The sequence below is a fragment of the Psychrobacter nivimaris genome (assembly GCF_009812035.1).
GTDB lineage: Bacteria > Pseudomonadota > Gammaproteobacteria > Pseudomonadales > Moraxellaceae > Psychrobacter > Psychrobacter nivimaris.
In genome coordinates, this window is record NZ_VZIZ01000033.1 from 1 (window position 1) to 23,904 (window position 23,904).

Sequence of the window (23,904 nt, forward strand, 5' to 3'; positions counted from 1 at the left end):
TAATATCTATTTAGCAGCGACGATTATCCATTTACGGTAATTGTCAACACACCCTAGTTCTTTGCGAGACTTTTTAAGATTGGCCTTGCAAGCAGATATACCATTATTATCGATATGTTTACGTTGTTTATTGAGCAACCAAAGATGGTTTAAGGTCACATTTATGGACACACCCTCCAACCAATCCACCAATAACCAGCGCTATTTCACAGTGTGGCGTTGGCATTTTTATGCAGGTATCTTTGTTGCTCCCTTTTTAGTTGTCTTGGCGATAACGGCGCTCGGTATGCTGTTTATGTCTAACACAGCAGGACGTGATAACGACCGCTTAACGGTTATCGTGCCAGAGTCTGCGGTTCAAGCACCTGTCTCTACTCAAGCAAAGAACGCGCTGAGCACTTTGCCTGATAGCACACTGGTTAAATATATCGCCCCTCGTGATACTGATACGGTGGCTTTGTTTCAGATCAAGTCAGCAGATCACGATAATATGGTGGCAGTGAACCCTTACACAGCCGACATCGTTGCTAGTCGTCCTGCCAATAGCAATCTGTACTATACCTTTGACAGTATTCATAGTGATTTGCTATTGGGTAAATTTGGTGATTATCTGTTAGAGACGGCGGCATCATTAACCATTTTAATGATTTTGTCTGGTTGGTATCTGTGGTGGCAAAAACGTAAATCAGTCAAAGCGATGTTGATACCTAGTGAAAGGGTAACCAATAAGAAAAAGCGCTCTTTTATCCGTACGATTCATGCGACATTGGGTAGTTGGATATCTGTGCTGCTACTGTTTTTCTGTATATCAGGTATGGCATGGGCAGGTGTATGGGGCGAAAGAGTGGTGCAAGCATGGAGCCAGTTTCCTGCGGGTAAGTGGGGCGTTGCACCTGTTCCTGTATCGATTGATCACAGTCAACACGCTGCTATGCAAGAGTCTACACCAGCGCCGCATGTACATGGTGCGGCAGCGTCTGAAGCGCATACTGAAGCACCCACGCATGGCAGTGCTCTAAACTCAGGCGACACCAAAGAAGTTCCTTGGGTGCTTGAGCTTACGCCAATGCCTGTGTCAGGCACGACCATGGGTAAAGATGGTATCGCCTCTAATGTACCCATTATGATTGATACAGTGGATCGCTACGCTCGTGAAATCGGTTTTGTAGGGCGTTATCAATTGAACCTGCCCCAAGGTAGTACAGGCGTCTGGACCATTAGCCAAGATTCAATGAGCTATGATATGAAAAGTCCGATAGCAGATCGTACGGTACATATCGACCGTTATTCGGGTAACGTTTTGGCTGATATTCATTTTGATGACTATAATGCGTTTGGTAAATTCATGGCGGCTGGTATCGCGCTGCATATGGGCACGCTCGGATGGTGGAGCGTACTGGCTAATGTACTATTTTGCCTAGCGGTAATCGCTATTTGTGTCAGTGGCTATATCATGTGGTGGCAGCGTCGTCCTCGTCAGGCGAGTAATAACGTAGGATTAAACCCACCAGCTCGCGGCTTAAATGTTTCCGTCTGGTGGCCGCTTGCTATTCCATTATTAGTTGTGGCTATCATATTCCCGACTGCTATTATCGCGATTATAGCTATCGCGCTATTAGACTTCTTGGTGATTTCTCGAGTTGGGTTTTTACAGAAATGGTTAAAATAAGCGAACGGTGAGATATCGTTGTTCTTGATATAGCAAAGGAGCGCCTTATAGTAAGGCGCTCCTTTTTTCGCTTAAAAATTGCTGATTTTAAGAATGGATTATTTCAAAAAATGCTCAGATTAACTGCTACTTAGCTTAAAGTTGATCAAACGTTTTATGGGATTGAAATAGCTCGGTCCATGCTAGTAGTTAAAGCATTGCTTACTTGAGCATAGCAATAGCATCTTTGCTGGCACGCTGTCGCTCTTCGGCATTTAGCTCAATGAGACGGCCTTCTTTCATCAGTAATAATCGATCAGCATGCTCAAAATAACCGTCATCATGACTGATGATAAACAGTGTCTTACCCATGGCTTTTAGCTCAGGGATGAGCGTTTGGTAAAACACGCGGCGAAAAGCAGGGTCTTGGTCGGCTGCCCACTCATCGAGCAGTAATATGTCCTTTTGTTCGGCGACGGCGATTAGCATGGCCAAGCGTTTCCTCTGACCTTGCGACAACTTATCTGTAGAGAGTTTATGGTCAGACACACTTACTTTTTCTTGTAGATTGAGCTTATGCAGCCAGTCAGACACTAGGTCAGCATCAGGCTCATTGCCTTGAATTCCAATCAGTTGCTTAAATAGATGCTGGTCGCTAAAAATCGCAGAAAACAGCTGTCTAAAATCGGCATTGTTCTCTGAATTAACGCGTTGTCCATCGACTTGTACCGTTCCTGTAGTAGGAGTAAAGATACCAGTAATGATTTTGGCAAGAGTTGATTTACCGCTACCATTCGCACCGATTAAGAAAACCACGTCACCTCGTTGCAAGGTTAAATTGACGGACTTTAAGATATTATTGTCAGGGTTCTGATTGTTATCACTGTTATCGCTATTTTGAGCATTATCATTAACCGCTGTGTCTGGTGCATGACTACTATTACTACTGCCTACATAGCGATAATTGATATTATTTAGAGTTATGGACTGCCAGTCCTGTGCAACAGTATCTGTCGCAAAGCTCGGCTGATGCTCGGCCAATTCTAAAGACTGTATCTTTTCTAGCGCAACTTGGGCGGTCTGCAATGTTGGGTAAGCGCCAACCGCATGTAGGAGCGGCGACTGCATAAACAAAATCGTCAAAGAAAAAGTAGTAGCAACCCCCATTGGTATATCAAGATAATTAGCCACTGCAAACACGATACCAATCGATGCAAACATCATAATATTGGACCAGTTCACCGCTGATAAATGAAAAGTATCAGACTTGGTTACGGTCTTCTCGTACGATTTGGCATGAGCCAAGAAGTCATCTGTATACAGTTTTTCTGCTCGGTGTTGGTTAAGTGCTAGCTCTTTGCGACCTTCTATTATCGATTGATAATCCTGATATAACGCGTCATTAATCTCTCTCAACTCGGTCAAATGCGTATAGACATGCTTGACCAATATGGTACTGATCCAAATCGTCATCACAATCCAAAACATGACAATAAACAATAATGGCAACGACAACCAGCCCAAATATAGCCCAACGCCAACAGACAAAATAATACCCTGTACCAGCTCTGGCATACGGACAAAAGCAACGGTAATCGATTGAATGTCTGAGGATAAGCTGGCAAGTAAGCGTGCACTACCCAAATGGTCTATCTGAGGAACGGGAGTATCGATGATTTGTTTGACCAATTTGGTTCTAAGCTCATAGACAAATCGATGCCCCAATCGCGTTAAGGCATATTGCGACAAAAATGTCGTTACTAGCAGTAACAACACCAGCAGTGAAAACTGCGCCAAACTTAACCAAGATAAAGTATCAAATACTGGCTGACTGATAAAAGTATGATTGATATAGGCAATAATACCCACACTGACAGCAGCATTGATCAGATTTAGCAGAATGACTTTGAGAAAAGGCAGACGATAATTCGCCCAAATCATATGATATAAAGAAGCGGTCGTACGAGAGGAAGCTGTGGTATGAGAAGACGCTGTGGTACGAGAAGACATAGTAACTCAGTAATAAAATAAATTTTTGATAGCAGAAAAGGGAGTAGGTCGCGCCTAATCCCTTTTATAGAACCTAAGAAAGCCTACTAATAAAGCTTAAAAATCGAACGTTGCTGATACTTTTAAGGCCGTTGGTTCACCTGCATTTAGATAGCCTGAAGCTGCATAACCGCCCACTGACTGCCAGTAGTCTTCACCTGTGACATTGGTTACCATGCCTTTTAGAGTAACGTCTTGTCCTGCCAACATAGTGCGATAGCGTGCACCAAGGTCTAAGGTAGTATAACCATCAACCTTTAAGGTATTGGCATTATCCGAATAACGAGAGCCTGTGTGGATAATATCACCCGTCAATGTCAGTCCTTCAACGGCGGCTAAATCATACTCTAGGTTGACATTGCTCTGTAAGGTAGGCACACCAATCACTCGATTGCCATCTAATGCACTATCACCAGTGTCTTTTTGCTTAGCATTTAAATAGGTAACACCAGCATTGAGGCGCATGTTTTCACTTGGGCTACCAAAGACAGTCAACTCCATACCTTGATGGCGGTTTTCTCCAGCCGCAGTAAACGTATTTGAGTTATTGATATAAGCATGTGGTTCATCAGTTCGGAAGACAGCGAGACTACTGCCAATCATGCCATTGTCGTATTTCACACCCAGTTCAGTTTGCTCACTCACGTACGGATCTAGATTTTGACCACCATTAGTGACAGCCTCATGATCGTTAGTTAGAGGCGCTCTTTTTCCTGGTGCTAGACTTTCGATATAATTACCATATACAGACCAGTCCATCGTTGGCTGATAAACGATACCGACGCTTGGTGTCCATGCGCTTTCATCATAGCTAGCTGTTTTGGCTTGGGTATTATAGTCATAGCTGGTTGTTTTGATATTTTGATGACGCACGCCTAATGTGGTTTTTAATTTGTCATTAAATAGAGAAAAAGTATCTGCTAGGGCAAAGCTTTGCAATTTTTTCTCGTTAGTGAGTGTTGGGTTATTCGCGTTACCGACGAAAACAGCAGTATCTGACCAGCTGTTATCACGATATTTAATGGGGCGATATAAATTATTGGGACGAGCACCCTCAAAAGCATACGCACCTTTTTCTTCTTGATCATAAAGATCGGTTGCAATCACCCAATCATGATCAATCTTCCCCGTTTGCCATTGCCCACGCAGACCAAGCTCGGCACTTTGTACTTTATCTTCTCGAGTATTGTCAAAACGGGCGGTAGTACCAGCACCATTAGTATTGGTTACAGTAAGGTCTGATAATGAATTGTCTTCATCACCACGTCGCATGCCGTAAGCACCATAAGCGGTAATGTTATCAGTAAAATCATATTCTCCTCGAATGGTACCAAAGACATCCTCTTCATCGGAGTAGGTCCAAGGTTGCGCCCAATTTTTTGAGCCGTCTGGAGCATTTGATACACTAGACACCCCACCAAGATTGACACTAGGACGAGTCTCTGACAGCTTATTGTCTTGCCAGCCCAAATCGGCCGATAGGCGATACTGATCCCCTCTATAGTCTAAACCAAGGGCAGCCAAACCCAAAGTCGATGACTCATCGTCGATAGCGCTGTCACCATCTTGATAAGCAGCATTAAAACGAACGCCAAACGCATCATCGCTACCAAAGCGATCACTGACATCTACTGCGACCTTACCTTGGTCGCCTTGACCATAGCCAACCGTTAGCTGACGTAGCGGCTCATTATCCGCTCTTTTGGGTAATAAGTTAATCGTACCGCCTGCGTTACCGCCACTCGGTGCCGCACCATTCAACATTGCTGAGGCACCGCGCTGAACCTCGACGCGCTCGAACAATTCAGTTGCAATGTACTGTCTTGGTAAGATGCCGTATAGACCGTTGTACATGGTGTCATCTGATGTGGTGATAAAGCCACGCATGAAATAGGCTTCTTGAAAGTTACCAAAACCTCTTGCTACACGAACAGTAGGGTCCTTTTTGAGTAGATCGCCCACACTTTGCGCTTGCTGATTGGCGATATATTCATTGGTGTATGAGGTGGTAGAGAACGGCGTGTCCATGATGTCTTGATTGCCCAAGAGTCCGACGCGGCTGCCTGTCGCCACCTGTCCACCTTCATATGCGCTGGGTAACCCATCTGCTGACGCATCAGCACTGCTGGTGACTACGATAGTATCAAGTACCACGTTAGGAGTGGTTTGAGCATCTACATCATCTACTTGTGCCCATGCCGATTGACTCGTTGCTAATACGATGACAGAAGTAGATAGACAGGTTGAGTATAGTGTCTTTAGAGAGGGTGATTTCGTCGATACCAATCGCGAGGGTATAGATGCTAATCGTAGAGAAGAACCAGATACATTCGAAAGATTAAATAACGCAGCAGATAAGCGAGATAGTTGCATGAATATTTCCAGCATGTAAGTTAAATGCTTATTATAATGATAATCATTATTATTACAATGGTTTGCTGAACCTATTTCTACTATATCATATTTGAGTAAATTAGAGAGATCGCTTTATGTTTCGATAATAGGATAGCCTGCAACTAGGACAGTATTTTTATACTGAGCGAAGTTAGGTTTGTTTTGAACCAAAAAGGGAGTGTTAATCAGCGTTTGGTTTACCTTTTATAAGCAGTCTATTTGAGCGCTTCGTTCATTTGAGCCAGCTAATGTACCAATGTATGCTATTGTATTATCACTGGTATGGAGTACGTTGGTATCGCTTACCAGAGATGCAGTCAAACGGAATTGACTGATTTATATAATTGAAATGGATTTTTAAGGTGGCGCTTATGTATGCAGTAATTGGAGCAGGTCCAATGGGGCTCGCTGCAGCCCGAAATTTGCAAAAACTCAATATTCCTTTTGTCGGCTTTGAGCTACATACAGATGTAGGGGGCCTATGGGATATCGACAATCCGCACAGTACCATGTATGAAAGTGCCCATTTGATTTCGTCCAAGCGTATGACGGAGTTCAAAGAGTTTCCTATGAGTGACTCAGTCGCGGCGTATCCTCATCATACCCAGCTTCGTCAGTACTTCCGCGACTTTTCAGATACGTTCAATCTAAAATCATGTTATGAATTCTCCACGCGTGTGGTCAGCATGGTGCCTGAAGGGGATGGCTGGCGTTTAGTTAGTGAGTGCAATGGTCAAAAGCAATCGCGGCTGTTTGAAGGTGTGCTTATGGCAAATGGCACTTTACATACCCCAAATATACCAAGTCTGCCAGGTACGTTTGCAGGCAGGTTAATGCATTCCTCTGAATATCGTCGCCCGTCAGTGTTTAAAGACAAACGTGTGTTGATCGTTGGCTGTGGCAATTCTGGTGCTGATATCGCTGTTGACGCGGTGCATCATGCTAAATTGGTGGATATCAGTCTGCGCCGCGGCTATTACTTTCTTCCCAAATTTATCAAGGGTCAGCCAATTGACACACTAGGCGGAAAACTAAAGTTGCCGCGTCCAGTTAAGCAGCGTATGGATGCGGCGATGATTCGTATGGTTATCGGAAAACCTTCTGATTATGGACTGCCAAACCCAAGCTATCGCATGTACGAATCACACCCTGTGGTCAATTCATTGGTATTACATCATTTGGGTCATGGCGATATTAAAGCGCGTCGTGATATTCGCCGCATCGATGGTCGTACGGTGACTTTTAGTGATGGTGAAAGTCATGATTATGATTTGATTCTTATGGCGACTGGGTATTTACTAGACTATCCATTTATTGAGCGCGCCCAGCTCAATTGGCCTGCCAATCAAGATGCGCCGCAGCTTTATATGAATGTCTTTCATCCTGAGCATGATAATTTATTTATGATGGGTATGGTTGAAGCAGCAGGGTTAGGTTGGGAGGGTCGAAATCAACAAGCGCGGCTTGTCGCACTATATATTCAGCAGCGTCAGCAAAATACAGCAGCCGTTAAACAGTTTAATAAAGTGAAGCGTAAGCGAGCTGGCAAGACACTTGATGGTGGCTATGATTATATTAAGCTTGCGCGTATGGCATATTACGTGAACAAAGATGAATACTTAGAGACACTGTCCAAGCATATCGCCGAGCTCGAAACAGAACAGCCTGTATTGGCATCAGAGGTATGATAGCGGCAGTGGCGTTTGAGCCACGAAGCTTGATTCTGCTTAATCTGATCTTGGCACTGATGATGTTCGGCGTGTCATTGAGCTTACGTCTCGAAGATTTTAAGCGTGTCGTTTTATTTCCTATTGCGCCGATAGCAGGTCTGTTCGCTCAGTTCTTTCTACTGCCCCTAGCCACGTGTCTGTTTACGTGGGCGTTGAATATCGATCCTGAGTTGGCGCTAGGAATGATTTTGGTCGCGTCTTGTCCAGGTGGTAGTTTTTCTAACATTATGATTTGGCTGGCACGCGGTAATGTCGCGGTGTCAGTCAGTATGACTGCAGTATCAAGTCTCGCTGCGGCTATATTAACACCAGTCAATTTTGCCTTTTATGGTTGGCTTAACCCATACACACGTGAGTATCTGACAAAGATAACGATTGAGCCTAGCAGTATTCTGATACTGGTTCTATTAGTGTTAGCGTTACCTTTAGTGCTAGGGATGGTAACGGGGCGACGCTTGCCTGATCTGGTCGTACGTATCCAAAAACCGCTACGTATTTTCTCCTTGCTCGTGCTGATGGCTTTTGTGGCGATCGCTTTTTCTAGCAATTTCGCGCTATTTTTAGAGCGTTTTCATAGCTTCTTTTGGTTGGTTGTTGGCCATAATTTATTGGCGTTTTCGTTAGATTATGGCATGGGGCTAGTGCTCAAGTTGCCAGTCGCGGATCGGCGCGCGGTGACTTTAGAAGTAGGAATACAAAACTCAGGGCTAGGACTGGTTATTTTATTTACTTTTTTCCCAGAGGCAGGTGGCATGATGCTGATCACGGCATTCTGGGGCGTATGGCATTTGGTGTCAGGACTGACACTTTCACAAATTTGGGCACGGATACCCTATGAATAAAAGCGCAATTAATAAACGCATAGTGAACAAAAGCATAATGAATAAACGCATATTAATCACTGGTGCAGCAGGTTACATCGGCCATCAGTTGGGCAATCGTCTGGCTGATCATTATCATGTAGTCGGCACAGATATTCGCAAGCGCGATGATCTAGACTTTCCAATTCACGTATTAGATGTGCGTGATGAGGGTTTGGCAACGTTACTAAAAGAAGAGGGCATCACTCATGTTGTGCATCTCGCTTCTATCTTGCAAGCGTCAAAAGATCGTGCTCGTGACTATGATATCGATGTTAATGGCACGCGTAACGTACTTGATTGCTGCATCAAAGCAAATATTGCACATATAACGCTCACCAGCTCGGGTGCTGCCTACGGTTATCACGCTGACAATCCTGAATGGATTGATGAGCAAGATGCCCTACGTGGTAATCCTGAGTTTGCTTACTCAGATCACAAAAGGCAGGTCGAGGAAATGCTTGCAGATTTTCGCGAGCAGCATCCACAATTACAGCAGCTGATCTTTCGACCTGGCACCGTACTAGGCGCTGATACACGCAATCAAATTACCAGTCTGTTTATGGCACCGCGTGTGCTTGCGCTCAAAGACAGTGAGTCGCCCTTTGTGTTCATTTGGGATCAAGACGTGATCGGCGCTATGGAAATAGGTATTCGCGAGGATAAAACTGGCATCTACAACATGGCAGGCGATGGCGCACTGACGATGAGGGATATCGCAAACCGACTTAATAAACCGTTATTGACCCTGCCAGTGGGTTTGGTTAAAGCTGGCTTACAGGTGGCAAAGTGGAGCGGTAAGCCAACAGGGCCAGAGCAGGTTAATTTTTTGCGTTATCGCCCAGTACTGAGTAACAGGCGACTCAAAGAAGAGTTTGGTTACTCTTTGGCAAAAACGTCTGCCGAAACCTTCGAGTACTTCATCGAATGTAATGGATTGCGTAAACCTTGATAGGGAGATAATCATCGATGCCATCAATATCATCAATAAATGTTACTTTAATCACTGGTGCTGCATCAGGACTTGGTTGGGCGATGGCACGGTACTGGTATGCCGCTGGGCATCACTTAGTACTCGCTGATATAGATGAGCAAGCGCTGATCGCCCGCGCTCGTGAGTTAGAGGACTCTGCTAGAGTCATGACAGTCGTCACTGATATCACTCAAATTGATGATATTGCTGCCCTTATTGAGCAAGTTAGCGAGCGCTTTGGCCGTCTTGATTTATTGGTGAATAATGCTGGGATTACCCATCGATCACCAGCACATCAGACTGATCCTGCGGTGTTCCGCAAAGTTATGGCGGTAGATTGGCAAGGAGCAGTGGAGCTGACTATGGCTGCGCTACCGATGCTAAGAGAATCTAAAGGTCAAATTATCTGTATCGGCTCAATGGCTGGTTGGATGCCAGTTCCTGGACGGGCAGCGTATTGTGCGGCAAAAGGTGCGCTGACCCAGTTCTTTGAAGTATTGCGCTTGGAACTAGAGTCTGAGGGTATACATATTCTTATGGTCTATCCCAGCTTTCTTGATACACCTATCGAGAACCACGCGCTCGGCCGTGATGGCAGTATCGCAAAGCATCCACGCTCAATGATCGGTAATATGCGTAGTGCTGAGTGGATGGCCGAACAGATCGATCAAGGTTTGCAGCGGCGCAAACGTTGGATATTGCCGGACCCTACCTCACGCTTTGGCAGTTTACTGTGGCGTATTGCACCAGCTTTATACTTGCGTCAGGTGCGTAAACGTTTTGGAAATGAGTTGCGGTAGACTACGTTAAGTGAGAACCTAGAAGAGAGGCTAGCGGTTCATGCAAATTACCGATAGTGCTATGCTAAAAATACTATGCTGAAGAGCGCTATATTTGAAGGTGCTTTATTAGAAAATTCACATTTAAAAGTCTCTATGTTGAAAGACTCTGTATTAGAAGGTGCTTTATTAGAAAATACTATGCTAGAAACAATAATCTAGCATAGTATTTTAACTCATAGCGTTTTAGCTTTACTAACTAGTTCAATATCACCTAGTTCAGTATTACCTTACTGAGCATTACCTTTCTCGGTACTAATGATTTCTAATTGGTTTACCAAGCTCTACGGTCTCTTCAGTCTCAATGACGGTAGGATTTTTCGCTTCTTGACGTTTATCCCACCAAGCGAAGATATTGGCCAATATAGAGCCAGAAACAGAGTGCCAAATACAAGCGACGGCGGCAGCGATGGCAGATTCTGCATTACCAGGGAAAAACTTAGTGCTTAAGCCCGTGGCCAGACCTGCATTTTGTACGCCAACCTCAATAGATATGGTGCGTTTTTTGGGTTTGCTCATACCAAATAAGGTCCCTGAGTAGTAGCCCAATACATAGCCGACGATATTGTGCACGGCAATGGCTAAAATGACAACTAGCCCTGACTGCAAGAACTGATCGCCAAATACAGCGGCAACGCCACCGACGATAGCAGCAAAAGCTAATACAGCTACGCCTGGCATCACCGCACGTACGTCATTAAACCAGTGTTTGTTTTGGAATAGTATGTTTAACATAGAGCCGATAGCGACTGGCAACAATGTCACTAGTAGCATAAAGCGGAACATACCCCAGCCATCCATCTCTACAGATTGACCAACCAAATAATTGAGCCAAAGTGGCGTCACTAACGGTGCAATGATGGTTGATACGGTGGTCATACCTACCGAAAACGCCACATCACCTTTGGCAAGGTAGCTCATAATGTTTGAAGACACACCACCAGGACAAGTACCAACCAATACTAGACCCAGTGTCAACCCAGGCGATAAGTCAAACAATCTAGCCACGCTGATCGCTAAAATCGGCATAATGGTATATTGGATAATTGAACCGATAAAAATATCAAGCGGGCGCTGGGCCAACACCTTATAGTCTTCTTTACCTAGTGTCATACCCATTGCGAGCATAATGACACCCAGAACGATGACTTGGGTATCACCTGTCACCCAAGAAAAAGTCGCAGGCTCTATAAATGTCACTGCGGCTGCTAAAATAATAACCAATGCCGTAAATCGACTCAACTGCTGACTTATCATCCTCAAAAACTGCATTTCTCAAATCCTTCTAAGTCCGGAAAATAGTCAAGTATAAGTTCAAAACCACTGTATTTCCAATGGGTTTGGGCAGTTTTTAGCCAACAATAAGTTGCTATTATGACAACTTTAACTATGATTATATTGCCAAAGTTTTTTGAAATGTTTATTCAATAGTCAAATGAGGTACTAGGTGTTGCAAACTCCATCAAATTTAAATCGATTCAAACACCTAGGTCTTGCGTTATCGATATTTTATTTGCTTTATAATTTGACGACTGTTTATAGCGTATCTTTGTACACACTCTACCCATCGCAAATTTATAATCTCGCCACACCGTTTGACAGTATGATTCCTTTCATTCCAGCTATGATTGTTCCTTATAGCTGGTCATTGATTTTATTTGTGGCTAGTTTTTTCTTAGTGCGGACGTCTACACAATTATCTTTATTGAGCTATCGCTTGATTCTGACGACCATCTTTGCCTGTTTAATTTTCTATCTCTATCCCGCTCGTTTCTCATTCAATCGATCGATACCTGATGATTGGACGCAGTTTGGTTATCAGTTTTTGCAGTTGGTGGACAAGCCATTCAATCAGTTGCCATCATTGCATGTCAGCTATGCCATGTTGCTTGGCGTATCCTTATGGGATGTTGTAGCGTCTAAAAAGAGATGGATTTCAGCGGCTTATCGATTGTTGCTGACTGGCATATGTACATTGATTACCCTGTCGACAGTGTTGACGTATCAACATCATTTGCTAGATATGTTCGGCGGGGTAGTATTGGCAGTGTTGGTGCTGATACTCTCAAATCGAATCCGAAATGCATTGGTAATCAAGCATCTGACACTGGGGGTAATAGGGTTTTTGTTGATAGCGATAGCAGGGTTTTACTTTGCTAATATGAGTATGATAGCGTCTGAAGTTGTAGAAGATTTAGCCATTATGATTGCTTCATATTGGTTAATCAGCTTTACGATGTTGGCTGGTGTCTATCAACAGGTCAAGCCAATACGAGATATACGCTGGTTTCAAAAATCCAGTAGCGGTCGACTGACCTTACATACTTGGATTAAGTTTGCACCAATCATTATTATTTACAATGGCATGTCGTTGTTTGGACAGTGGTATTTCAAAATTTTCTCCAAAAGTCAAAAGTATTCACTCACGCCATATGCTATTAATGACAAGGTCAATGTTGTTGCTTCACCTCGATTGATGCAGACGGATCTAAGTAGTCATTTAACGTATTGGTTGTTTGGTTCTAGTTTATTAGAGTTGCGAAGTTCGTTAGAAAGCAATCGGCCTGCAGTTTGCCATCAGATAATTGTTGTTGATTTGGCTGCTGAGATATCTAGCCATGCCCATAATCTTGAAATAGCCGCTAACGGCATTATGAATACGACAGTTCATTATTTGTATTTGCCTTTGTTGGATTTGCAGCCATTAAATGACGTATTGCTCCAAGACTATATTGATCTATTTCAACAAATTGAAGCGTTGATACAATCGGTAGAGACACAAGCGATAACCGCTAATAATGAGAGTTGGGTAGAGGGTAATCAGGTAGAAGATAGTCAGGTAAAGGGTGGCCTCATCACACTTATCAATTTCCATTGCGTGATGGGTCTGTCGCGTAGCATCGGTGTACAGGTTCTATATTTATTATATTGTGGTACGCTAACTGTCTATAACTATCAATCGTGGATTGAGCAGCATTATCCGCACGCGCACCTGAAAGATACTTATCTACCACAGTCATTAGTAGAAACTATGGCCAATTATAAGTCTGTCACCTATTAAACAGCGCCTTAATAACTATTAATGTCAGTAGGTTTCCGTCTGCTAATTCTTCTTTGTTTGCTTTTTACCTATTGCTTAATTCCTATTCAACTATGGAGGAATCTATGAACACCTCGTTGCCTCGCTTGTACTCTTTTCGTCGCTGTCCTTATGCTATGCGCGCTCGTCTCGGTCTAATGTTCGCCGAGTTACCACTAGAGCTACGAGAAATAACGTTAAAGAATAAGCCAGATCAGATGCTAGCGATTAGTCCAAAAGGCACGGTGCCAGTTTTACAGTTAGCGGATGGGACCGTCATTGAAGAGAGTGCAGAGATCATGATGTGGGCGCTTGAGCAAAACGATCCTCAAGGACTGCTAGATGAAAAGATTTCATCTGAGGCTAATGCACTGATAGCACAAAACGACAATGAGTTTAAGCAGTGGCTCGATCGCTACAAATATGCCGATCGTCACCCTGAGATGACTCAAATAGAATATCGACAAAAAGGTGAAATTTTTCTGCAGTATTTAGAAGCGTTATTGACTAAGAATACATATCTACTAGACAATAGCGTGACCGTTGCTGACATCGGTATCATGCCGTTTGTTCGTCAATTTGCCCATGTAGATCGTGATGTCTTTTATAGTTTGCCTTACCCCAAGCTACAGATGTGGCTACAACACTGGTTGGAAAACCCGTTATTTGTACAAGCCATGACTAAGTTTCAGCCATGGCAGGAAGGCGATGAGGTGGTGATTTTTCCTTGTTAATATCTGGTATTTGAAGTTATTTATATGATCACATGAGTGGTGAGTGGTAGGTAAAGTATAGATTTGAAAGAACGTAGGAGAATACACATTGTATACTTGTAGTGGTCAAATATTTTTAGACAGTACTTAAGAGGTTTTTGTTGAAATAAAGTCTCTTTTTCTCGCTCGGTGTTAAATACTCATTAAAGCTGTGTGGTCTCACAGTTTGATAATAGCCCCAGATATAGTCAGTGATAGCACTCTTAGCCTCAAAGATATCTTCATAACCACCCTTTGGCATCCATTCCGTTTTAAAGCTTCTAAAGAACCTCTCTGTAGGTGCATTGTCCCAACAGTTGCCTCGTCGGCTCATACTATGCGACATACCATTGCACTTGGCTACGCATTTAGCATACTCTTCACTGGTATAATGACTGCCTTGATCTGAATGAAACAGCACGCCTTTAGGCTCAAGTCTTATGTGATATGCCATTTTTAGTGCAGATGTGGTCAGCTGGGTATTCGGGCTATCTGACAAGGCAAAACCAACAATACGTCGAGCATATAAATCCATAACGATGGCTAAATAACACCATCCGGCTTTGATACGAATATAAGTAACATCACCTGTCCACACTTGGTTTGGTGCAGTGGGCGCAAACTGACGGTCTAGTATGTTTCCATAAGCTTTATGGAATTCTTCACAACGCCTGTACTTATGTGATTTTATCTGTCGACTAATCAACCCCATTTGTGCCATCAGTTTAACTGCTCTGTAGCGTGTGAGTTTAATGTCATGTTGATGCGTGACGATAGCAGATACCGTCCTTGCACCAGCCGAGCCATTTGACTGCTCAAATACTTCTCTGATTAAGGCTTTGAGCCTTATAAGTTCAATGTCTATAGACCTAGATTTAGTACTGTTGTAATAGCTGCTTCTAACAACCCCAATGCGTCATAGGAGCAACTACCAAACGGTTTTTGATGACGATGCCATTATTAAGGGTAAAAGGTTGAAATAAAGGGTGGTATTTTGATTTCATAAGAAAATTCTCCTAACAGTATATTGGGTAACTTGAGCTTATGTATCAGCTATCTTAAAATTTAATTAACTTGCCATTGGTTAAAATCTTCTAGCGTGGCTTGTAAAATTGCCTCTTTATCACAAATGGCTGTGCCTTCTGCTCGAATCAAGGTGCGTTTTTTAAAGCCCATTTTTGCAAACATCATATCCAAATAACGGTAAGCAAATTCCATTTGTTGGCATTCTTTATCCAATGAGAACATCGACCCACTAATTTGTAGAAACAACACGGCTCTATTATCGGTCAATAAGGGTTCAATTTTACCTGCCTCGCTGTACTGGAAAGTCTCTCGTGGCACCAACACCATATCCATATAATCTTTGAGTCGAGCAGGGATATTGTAGTTATACATCGGATAGATAATAACGATTTTTTGATGCGCTTTAAACTGCTGTAACATCGATTTCCGAGTGTCGGCGATAGCTTGCTCCGCCGCGCTCAAAGCCTCCCCTGCTTTTTTTATAAATGACCGTTAGGGTTGCCTCATCCAAGGTGGGTAAATCCATGTCATTTAATGGCAAATAGGTTGTGCTTTCAGCAAATTGCTGTTTGATTTGTTGTAGTAACTGAGCCGAAAATGACTCAGTATAGGCATTGATTGTGGTATCAATGACAAGCGTTTTCATGGTTTTATACCCCATTTTTATTGGTTTAATTTGGCTAACACATTTTCTGCTAAGTCTTGCAACGTTTCTTTGACAGGGCGTTTGGTAGGCTTTAAATTAATGGTGACATGAGATAAGCCTTGTTCTTTTTGCTCTTGCCAAAATTCCAGCAAACTATGTGACCCGCCTCGTAGATAAATATTGCGAGATAATTGAGCAGGCTCATTCGGATTCTCACTAAGTTCGACAAAATTGGCATAACCAAAAGGATGCCAAGCGTCATCTTGATTTAAATCTGCCAAGGTTTGCACAATATTTTTGGTATCTTTTGGGTTTACCCCATGCCAAATCCACGCATCGGCAGTATTAGCAAGCCAATCTAGTTCCTGTCTGGCACGACCAATAGCAACCATCGGTAAGCGTTGTTCAAGGATAGGGATAAAGCCAATATTGCCTGTTAAATCCCCATAATGTTGCCCTTTAAACTGCGGAAATTTTTGGGTGGTTAAGGCACGAATCATGTCCCAACTTTCTCGAAAACGCTCGGCACGATTGTCAAAGTTTTGCTGAAACACAGGGTATTCCACAGGTCTATCGCCACTCGACATCCCCAAAATAAAGCGATTATTGCTTAATACTGCTGTACTTGCTGAGGCTTTGGCGATATGAATGGGACTCCGCAAAGGTGCAACGATGCCTGCTGAACCTATCGCAATTCGTTGGGTTTTCGCAGTCAAATAGCCCATGGCAACCATGGGGTCAAATGCTTGTCCAACATCGCCAAAACTTGGGTCATAAAATGGCACATCTCGCAACCATAGTGCAGAAAATCCAAGCTGTTTCCCCAAAGTCTTCTAAGCTCGGAATCGGACTATTGGGATAGCCTTTAAACGGGGCAATCAATCCCAAGGTGAGTTTATCCGCTTGAAACACCTCACTAAATGCAGGGTGATTGGCAAGATGAGGGGGTAGTTGTTTTTGTTGCGGGGTTATATTTTCATTCGTCTCAGCGGTGTGAAATAATTGGCTATTGTCTTGTCCAAGAACAGAGAGGTTTGGTACAGCAGTTTGTGAGCTTGTGGTCATGGGAGTCACTCCGTTAAATTAAGCATTAAAAAATATAGCCCTAGTATAATGCTTTTATTTTTAATGATAATTGGGGTAAAATTAGAAACAGTTTTGCTTTTTTTGCAAAAATATGTTTATTCAAAAATACACTTAACTGCTAACAAACCCATGACCATCAATTACTTCTATGCCCTCACTATTTTTCACCATGTGGCGAATACTAATAGCTTTACTGCCACGGCAAGTCAGCTTGGGCTGGCGGTGTCGTCTGTCACTCGGCAAATTGATAACTTAGAACAATCCTTGCAAGTTAAGCTATTGAATCGCTCAACCAGACATTTGGATTTGACCCATGCAGGGATGCGTTATTTACAACAGACCGAGCCGATATTAGCTGAATTACAACAGGTAAATGAAGCGATTAAAGAGGAGCAAATTGAGCCACAAGGGCGATTGTGCCTTACTTTTCCCAGTGCCTATGGGATTGAAAAAATCGCCCCATTGCTTGCCGAATTTGCCCATTTATACCCAAAAATTGAATTGGAGCTATTTGCCAGTGATGAATTTGTAGATTTATTTAATGAGAAATATGATGTAGGGGTGCGGTTAGGGCGTGTGGAGGATGACCGCTTGGTAGCAAAATTTATTGCCTCTCAGCAACGGCTGTTATGTGCCAGTCCCGATTATCTACGATTGCATGGAACACCACAAATACCGTCACAATTAGCCGAGCATAATTGTTTGCCGTTTATGTATCAAGGCTATGCGTCAAAGTGGTATTTCCATCAAACGGGTAAAACGCAAAGTTTGCGGGTGACAGGGAATTTGATGGGTAATAATATAGAAATGCTGAAACAAGCCACGCTTGATGGACAAGGGATTAGCCATTTACCTAATTGGCTGATTGAGAAAGCGTTGCAGTCTGGGGCGTTGGTACAGGTGTTGTCTGATTGGCAAGTGACCCCGTCTTTGGCGACAGATGACGGGATTTATTTGGTGTATCCGCCCACTAGCCGTAATGTGGTAAAAATTGGCGTGTTGGTGAATTTTTTAGCACAGCGTTTGATAGGTTAAACTGTAGATGGTGATATTGTGAAAAGCAGTAGAATATTATGCGTATCTAATTTAGGAAAGGCTTTCTTCATCATACTATTCTGATTTAAGTAACTGAACAAATTTAAATTATAAAAAACCGTTCGTGGTGAGCTTGTCGAACCATAACGGTTTTCCTACTCTTCAACAGGCTCAGGGTGAACGGAAAACCATATATAATTTTGTTTCATTACTTACTAGAATAATAGCTTAATACTTTTGTTTGTGCGGTGTGTAGTGGTCATATCTTCTCTCCAGTCTTGGTGATAGTATAACCTTGTATCTACTGTCCTATTTCATTATGCCACTACAATGACACCTGCTGAGTACAGGCAGGTGGCTTAATTATTCTACGATGATGTTGTGTTAAGAATGGGGTATTTACAATGAGGTAATTCCGCTTATGGAACATTTAGCAGGCCTAACAAGACCATAAGTTGACCTCCCTGCGCTACACTTCAGCCGGTAAATTATGGCAGCGTTGATATCACTACCACTTGTCAAGTTGAATACACTGATGACTATCTAACTTTTAAGCCATAATTACTTTAGTTTGAATTAAAGTGAGTTAATGCATAGACTGAAGCAAGTAATGTCTTCAGTCTATGTTCGTAGTTCGATTACACTTATTCTATCGGAGACGGCTTACCATGCGGGCTTGAGCGTAGGTATTGTTTAGGCGCTTTGACCTTGGCACCAAGCTCTGCCGCTGCATGCCAAGGCCAATGCGGGTCATAAAGGATACCGCGTGCCAATGCGACCGCGTCCGCTTGCTGCTCAGTAATAATGCTTTGCGCTTGCTCGGCTTCAGTAATTAAGCCCACTGCGATGATGGGTATATTGACCGCTTCTTTTATCGCGGTTGCAAAAGGCACTTGAAAGTTCGCTTCCACAGGAATTTGCTGTTCAGGGCTAAGTCCTGCGGTGCTCACATGGATATAATCACAGCCTAATGCCTCTAAGGCTTTAGCCAGCTCGATCGTTTGCGTGAGATCCCAGCCGCCTTCAACCCAATCGGTTGCAGAAACACGCACACCCACAGGCTTTTCACTTGAAAACTCAGCCCGAACCGCTGTAAACACGTCAAGTAACAAGCGCATTCTGTTTTCAAGACTGCCGCCGTATTGATCATCACGCTTGTTAGAAAGCGGCGATAAAAACTGATGCAATAGATAGCCGTGCGCACCATGAAGCTCAATCAGGTCAAGACCCAGCGCATCGGCACGTCTTGCCGCATCGACAAAATCGCTGATGAGCGAATCAATGTTTTTTTGGTCCATGGCTGTGGGTACAGTAGAGTTTTCGTCATACGCAAGCGCTGATGGTGCCACCGTTTGCCACCCATTTACCTCATCAGGGGCAATCGAACCGCCGCCGTCCCATGGCTTTTCGGTTGACGCTTTACGTCCAGCATGGGCCAGTTGTAGGCCTATTGGCATAGGACTGTACTGTCTGATTGCTGTTAGCGTTTTATCTAGTGCAGCTTGAGTCCTGTCATCCCATAAACCTAAATCAGCATAGCTGATACGTCCTTGTGGATTGACCGCTGTTGCTTCTAAAATAAGTAGCCCTGCACCGCTCAAACTCATTTGGCCCAAATGAATCGTATGCCAATCGCTTGCCGCGCCGTCATTGGCAGAGTACTGGCACATAGGAGCAATGATAATACGGTTATCTAATGTGAGTTGCCCAAGTTGCAAAGGCGAAAAAAGCTGGCTCATGGTAAATCCTTAAAAACGTGCCTAAAGGCATGGAAAATAAAATACAAAAACAATATAAATGACTTATACGATTAGCGCTTGAATGCATGATGGGGATGAATGGTTGTTTTTATAGGTTACATTTAAGTGAGGCTAGCTGATATATAGATTACTCTCAATCATGTTTTTCATATGCAGCAGGCGAGGGGCGATGTCTTCTTCTAATTTGGTGCGACTCAGGATAAAACTTGGTGCGCCGCAGTTAAACGTGAGCAAACCTTCCGTCGGGTGCATCAGCGCAATGGCGACCGCATTGACATCCTTTTGCCATTCACTGATAGAAAAACAATAGCCGTAATCTTCATAATCTTGAAAGGCTTTGTCTAGCCCTCGTCTGATCTTTAGCCAATCATCCTTGTACTTACTGCGAATCGCATTTAGGATAAATTCTTGCTCAGCAGGCGGCATGCTGGCGAGGCAAGCGCGTCCCATCGAGCTTAAATGAATGGGGAGATATGAGCCGATATTGCGCTGCATAGTCGTACTACCAGCCCCTTGCACCACATTGAGATAGACCATCATCAACCGATCGCGCGTCGCCATGGCCACAGCACTATTGGCATAATCTGCCAGCTCTTCCATATAAGGGGTCGCGAGATTGTTGATGGAGATGTTGGTCATCATGGTATAGCCAAACCCAAGCACGCCGGTTGAGAGCTGATACTTACTGCTCGTAGTAGACTGTTTGAGATAGCCTAATTTGACCAACGTATAGGTCAGACGAGTGATGGTTCCTTTAGGAAGTCCTGTCAGCTGACTTAGGTCTTGGTTGCCTAGATAAGGTCGCTGCGGGGTAAAACAACGCAGCAGCTCTAACCCTCGAGCCAACGCTGTGACAAACTGTCGGTCATTTTTATCTCTCATCTCTGCAATGGGTTCTAACAGTTCAATATGCATCTCGTTGTTAGCGTCTTCATCGGTAAGGGTATCATTAGTCATATGTCGTCTATTATCCCCAATCAAATTCATACAAGCGTTATAAAATCACAAAACTTTATTATTCATAGCATTCTGTGAGCTAATATCAGCTCACAGTTACCCACTGTCTCTTTGATTATATTATATCAATTTACTTTCATACTCTCAGCATAGCATAACGAGAAACTATTGTTTCGCTATGCGGTATGAACGGTAGCAATAGTCGTTATAAGAGGTATGGTTAGGCTTGTTGTGGATCATATTGCTTTTCTTTAATAAACAAAGTAGGGATAAGACCACATAAGAAATATGCACCTGCCATAAGTAATAAACCTGCGCCGATAGAGTTATGCATGGCCATATAACCAATGGCAACAGGAGCAATTACAGAGCCAAGCCGTCCAATATTAAATGCACCACCGATCGCAGTACCTCGGATAGCAGTAGGGAAACTTTCGGTTAGATAGGTGGCATTAATGGCATAAGGAATACCATATAAGAAACCAAAGGTGATCATTAACCAGCCGATATTTTCTGGAGTATGCATATACACTAGAATAGGAATAAACAATGCGGTGCCCATCGTACCAAAGGCAAATACTATCTTACGTCCGATTTTATCAGCCATAAATCCAGCCACAACTTTGGCAAACATCATAGTCAGGTACGTTCCCGCCATATACAGTGCCATTTCTTTGAACTTGATACCCAATTCAGTTTCTAGATAAGAAGGTAGCCAGTTGCTGACACCAAAATAGCCGAATAACAAAAGTCCTGAGCTCATTGACCATAGGATAAACATGATACGGTGTTTCGGATTTTCCATTATCGCTTTGTATGGGTTCTCTGCTTTTTTGAGAGTATCTAGTGCGCCGCTCAGTTTTAGTGCTCGAGCGTCTTTCCAAGACTGGGGTTCAGGGACTAAAAAGTACATTGATACTGCCAAAAGTATCGGCAAAAAAGTCAGTAGATATAGTGTACGCCAACCATAGCTAGGGATGATCCAAGCGGATACACTGGTGATAACCAATGAGCCTAAAGTAAATCCAGTCATTAATGCAGCAAGGACGGTGGTTCGATGCTTGGTAGGTACCATCTCTGACATAAGCGTATTGGTAGCGATATAAAGACTACCAAGCCCCAAGCAGGCAATAACCCGTAGCGTGACAAACTGCTCATAGCTCTGCACCAATCCACTAAAACCAGACAATATAGAGAACATGCCAGTCGCAAGAACGATGACACGTACTCGGCCAAAGCGATCGCAAGCCCAACCACCAAAAAACCCACCGATTGCCATCCCAAATAACGACCAACTGCCTAGAGCGCCAGCTTGTACATTGGTCAGTGCAAACTCTAGTTTTAGGCTGGATAAGGTAAAGGCAAGAATACCGATATCAGCCCCATCACATAGTAAAACTAAAAAACAAAAAACAAAGGCCAGTTTCCAAGGTTGTTTTTGGGTGGAGCTCATACTTGGATCTGCAGTTATAGCGACACTTTTCACAATTTATATCCTTAACGTTGTGAGAATGAAAAACTAATTTGATGCGTAGTGGTAAAAATAGAGGGGAACGGTATCAGCATCCTAGCAAATACCGCCGTGCATTCTGGTGGGTAAAAAAGTGGTAGGGATTACTCGCTGGCTTCTTTAATCATATTGCGGGCAATGATGACTTGCTGAATTTGTGTGGTACCTTCATACAAACGATATAGACGTACATCACGATAAAAACGCTCAATACCGTAGTCTGCGATATAACCGGCACCGCCATGGATTTGTACCGCTCTATCAGCAACACGGCCACACATCTCAGTGGCAAACATTTTAGCGCATGAGGATTCAGTAACGACGTCTTTGCCTTCGTCACGCAGACGTGCAGCGTCTAGCACCATGGATTTGGCGGCATAGATTTCTGCTTTTGAGTCAGCGAGCATGCCTTGAATCAGCTGAAAACTGGCAATCGGTTGACCAAATTGCTTACGCTCTACGGCATAGTTGAGTGCATCATTTAGCATGCGAGTAGCAGCTCCAGTACTGGCTGCTGCAATATGTAAGCGCCCTTTATCAAGAACTTTCATGGCCGTTTTAAAGCCAACCCCCTCAACACCGCCGATGAGCGCATCCGCTGGTACGACGCAATTATCAAAGATCACATCACAGGTATGCGCGCCTTTCTGGCCCATTTTTTTGTCAATTTTGCCCAAAGTAATACCAGGTGTGTCACTCTCCACAATAAACGCTGAAATACCGCCAGAGCGTTTGTTTTGTGGATCGGTGCGAGCCATGACAGTGAATATGCCAGCTTGGGGAGCATTGGTGATATAACGTTTGGTGCCATTGATGATATAAGTATCACCATCTTTAATAGCCGTCGTTTTCAATGAGGCGGCATCTGATCCTGACTCCGGCTCGGTCAAACAGAATGAACCGATGATTTCACCACTGGCCAACCTAGGTAGATACTTCTGTTTTTGTGCCTCAGTGCCATCAATCACTAGGCCAGATGAGCCAATACCATTATTTGTCCCTATTAATGAGCGAAACGCAGGGGAGGTACGTCCTAACTCAAATGCCAGCGTAACTTCTTCTTCCATAGTGACACCAAGTCCGCCGTACTCTTCAGGAATGGTCAGCCCAAACAGCCCAAGCTCGCGCATCTGCTCGATGATCTCTTCTGGTAGGCGATCGTTTTCTGCCACCCAGTGCTCCAGAGGAACGAGTTGGTCATTAACGAAGTTGCGGATGGTATGAGTGATATGGTCGAGGGTTTCTTTATCTCTAATCATATGAGTCTTCCTTGTTGGATAAATGCCTGTTTGATTAATGACTGATAGTCATAACGGCTTTTTGACGATGTTAGTCATGTGACGTCCTTGGATAATTAGCATAATCGATGAATAAGTAAATTACAATAGTTTTGGTTTAAAAAACCGCATTGCGGTATTTTTATTATAAATATGATAATTATTCTCTATAATTTTTCTCATTTAACCAATTTTTTTCCTTCACAAACTAAAATAAACAGTATATATTGATATTAGATACCGCATAGCGATATTTTTATTTCAAAATAATCGTTTTAATATG

Annotated in this window: 20 protein-coding genes; 8 read left to right on the top strand and 12 right to left on the bottom strand. The window is 43.3% G+C overall.

What is annotated here, in order from left to right; genetic code table 11:
• The first annotated feature begins 163 nt into the window (after positions 1-163).
• Positions 164-1,669, top strand: coding sequence for a PepSY-associated TM helix domain-containing protein (locus tag FQV37_RS11590; protein WP_160023153.1), 1,506 nt, complete (start codon positions 164-166; stop codon positions 1,667-1,669).
• Positions 1,670-1,870: 201 nt separating this feature from the next.
• On the opposite strand, the gene FQV37_RS11595 is transcribed toward FQV37_RS11590, so the two are convergent.
• Both FQV37_RS11595 and FQV37_RS11600 read right to left on the bottom strand, forming a co-directional pair.
• Positions 1,871-3,658 (bottom strand): multidrug ABC transporter permease/ATP-binding protein, encoded by a 1,788-nt coding sequence (locus tag FQV37_RS11595; protein WP_277342694.1) that lies wholly within the window; start codon positions 3,656-3,658, stop codon positions 1,871-1,873.
• 96 nt (positions 3,659-3,754) lie between these two features.
• On the bottom strand, positions 3,755-6,070 hold the full coding sequence (locus FQV37_RS11600) for a TonB-dependent receptor (protein WP_160023155.1): 2,316 nt from the start codon (positions 6,068-6,070) through the stop codon (positions 3,755-3,757).
• Positions 6,071-6,462: 392 nt separating this feature from the next.
• Here FQV37_RS11600 and FQV37_RS11605 point away from each other — a divergent pair, with 392 nt between their 5' ends.
• From FQV37_RS11605 to FQV37_RS11620, 4 genes are read left to right on the top strand one after another with little or no spacing between them, the layout of a single operon-like run.
• Positions 6,463-7,779 carry a flavin-containing monooxygenase gene (locus FQV37_RS11605; RefSeq protein WP_160023157.1) on the top strand — a complete coding sequence of 439 codons (1,317 nt, stop codon included), beginning with the start codon at positions 6,463-6,465 and terminating at the stop codon, positions 7,777-7,779.
• Positions 7,776-8,663 (top strand): bile acid:sodium symporter family protein, encoded by an 888-nt coding sequence (locus tag FQV37_RS11610; protein WP_160023159.1) that lies wholly within the window; start codon positions 7,776-7,778, stop codon positions 8,661-8,663. Before FQV37_RS11605 ends, FQV37_RS11610 begins: the two co-directional genes overlap by 4 nt.
• 37 nt (positions 8,664-8,700) lie before the next feature.
• On the top strand, positions 8,701-9,633 hold the full coding sequence (locus FQV37_RS11615; protein ID WP_160023161.1) for an SDR family oxidoreductase: 933 nt from the start codon (positions 8,701-8,703) through the stop codon (positions 9,631-9,633).
• Positions 9,634-9,650: 17 nt separating this feature from the next.
• Complete coding sequence (locus FQV37_RS11620) at positions 9,651-10,454, top strand: SDR family oxidoreductase (RefSeq protein WP_240991023.1); 804 nt, start codon at positions 9,651-9,653, stop codon at positions 10,452-10,454.
• Positions 10,455-10,748: 294 nt separating this feature from the next.
• On the opposite strand, the gene FQV37_RS11625 is transcribed toward FQV37_RS11620, so the two are convergent.
• On the bottom strand, positions 10,749-11,765 hold the full coding sequence (locus FQV37_RS11625) for a bile acid:sodium symporter family protein (RefSeq protein WP_160023163.1): 1,017 nt from the start codon (positions 11,763-11,765) through the stop codon (positions 10,749-10,751).
• 331 nt (positions 11,766-12,096) lie between these two features.
• On the opposite strand from FQV37_RS11625, the gene FQV37_RS11630 reads away from it, so the two are divergent.
• Together FQV37_RS11630 and FQV37_RS11635 are read left to right on the top strand one after the other, a co-directional pair.
• The gene (locus FQV37_RS11630) at positions 12,097-13,554 is read left to right on the top strand and encodes a phosphatase PAP2 family protein (protein ID WP_160023165.1); all 1,458 of its coding nucleotides are present in this window, start codon (positions 12,097-12,099) and stop codon (positions 13,552-13,554) included.
• Between the two features lie 104 nt (positions 13,555-13,658).
• Positions 13,659-14,306, top strand: coding sequence for a glutathione S-transferase (locus tag FQV37_RS11635; RefSeq protein ID WP_160023167.1), 648 nt, complete (start codon positions 13,659-13,661; stop codon positions 14,304-14,306).
• 115 nt (positions 14,307-14,421) lie between these two features.
• On the opposite strand, the gene FQV37_RS11640 is transcribed toward FQV37_RS11635, so the two are convergent.
• From FQV37_RS11640 to FQV37_RS14275, 5 genes are all read right to left on the bottom strand, one after another.
• Positions 14,422-15,237 (bottom strand): IS3 family transposase, encoded by an 816-nt coding sequence (locus FQV37_RS11640; RefSeq protein ID WP_160023191.1) that lies wholly within the window; start codon positions 15,235-15,237, stop codon positions 14,422-14,424.
• 152 nt (positions 15,238-15,389) lie between these two features.
• Positions 15,390-15,770 (bottom strand): NAD(P)H-dependent oxidoreductase, encoded by a 381-nt coding sequence (locus tag FQV37_RS11645; protein ID WP_160023169.1) that lies wholly within the window; start codon positions 15,768-15,770, stop codon positions 15,390-15,392.
• On the bottom strand, positions 15,754-15,996 hold the full coding sequence (locus FQV37_RS11650) for a hypothetical protein (RefSeq protein WP_160023171.1): 243 nt from the start codon (positions 15,994-15,996) through the stop codon (positions 15,754-15,756). The genes FQV37_RS11645 and FQV37_RS11650 overlap by 17 nt, the downstream gene beginning before the upstream one ends.
• Before the next feature lie 17 nt (positions 15,997-16,013).
• Entirely contained in the window at positions 16,014-16,781 is a 768-nt protein-coding gene (locus FQV37_RS11655; protein ID WP_240991024.1) for an LLM class flavin-dependent oxidoreductase, read from the bottom strand.
• Positions 16,768-17,061 carry a hypothetical protein gene (locus tag FQV37_RS14275; RefSeq protein ID WP_228706738.1) on the bottom strand — a complete coding sequence of 98 codons (294 nt, stop codon included), beginning with the start codon at positions 17,059-17,061 and terminating at the stop codon, positions 16,768-16,770. The genes FQV37_RS11655 and FQV37_RS14275 overlap by 14 nt, the downstream gene beginning before the upstream one ends.
• 150 nt (positions 17,062-17,211) lie before the next feature.
• Between FQV37_RS14275 and FQV37_RS11660 the strand changes: the two genes are divergently transcribed.
• Entirely contained in the window at positions 17,212-18,117 is a 906-nt protein-coding gene (locus FQV37_RS11660; RefSeq protein WP_197707684.1) for a LysR family transcriptional regulator, read from the top strand.
• Positions 18,118-18,761: 644 nt separating this feature from the next.
• Here the strand turns inward: FQV37_RS11660 and FQV37_RS11665 are convergent.
• From FQV37_RS11665 to FQV37_RS11680, 4 genes are all read right to left on the bottom strand, one after another.
• Positions 18,762-19,856: an NADH:flavin oxidoreductase/NADH oxidase gene (locus FQV37_RS11665; RefSeq protein ID WP_160023173.1), complete on the bottom strand. Its 1,095-nt coding sequence runs from the start codon at positions 19,854-19,856 to the stop codon at positions 18,762-18,764.
• A 132-nt stretch (positions 19,857-19,988) separates the two neighbouring features.
• The gene (locus FQV37_RS11670) at positions 19,989-20,834 is read right to left on the bottom strand and encodes an IclR family transcriptional regulator (RefSeq protein WP_160023175.1); all 846 of its coding nucleotides are present in this window, start codon (positions 20,832-20,834) and stop codon (positions 19,989-19,991) included.
• 220 nt (positions 20,835-21,054) lie between these two features.
• Positions 21,055-22,287: an MFS transporter gene (locus FQV37_RS11675; protein ID WP_220455972.1), complete on the bottom strand. Its 1,233-nt coding sequence runs from the start codon at positions 22,285-22,287 to the stop codon at positions 21,055-21,057.
• Positions 22,288-22,448: 161 nt separating this feature from the next.
• Complete coding sequence (locus FQV37_RS11680) at positions 22,449-23,603, bottom strand: acyl-CoA dehydrogenase family protein (protein WP_160023177.1); 1,155 nt, start codon at positions 23,601-23,603, stop codon at positions 22,449-22,451.
• Positions 23,604-23,904 lie beyond the last annotated feature (301 nt).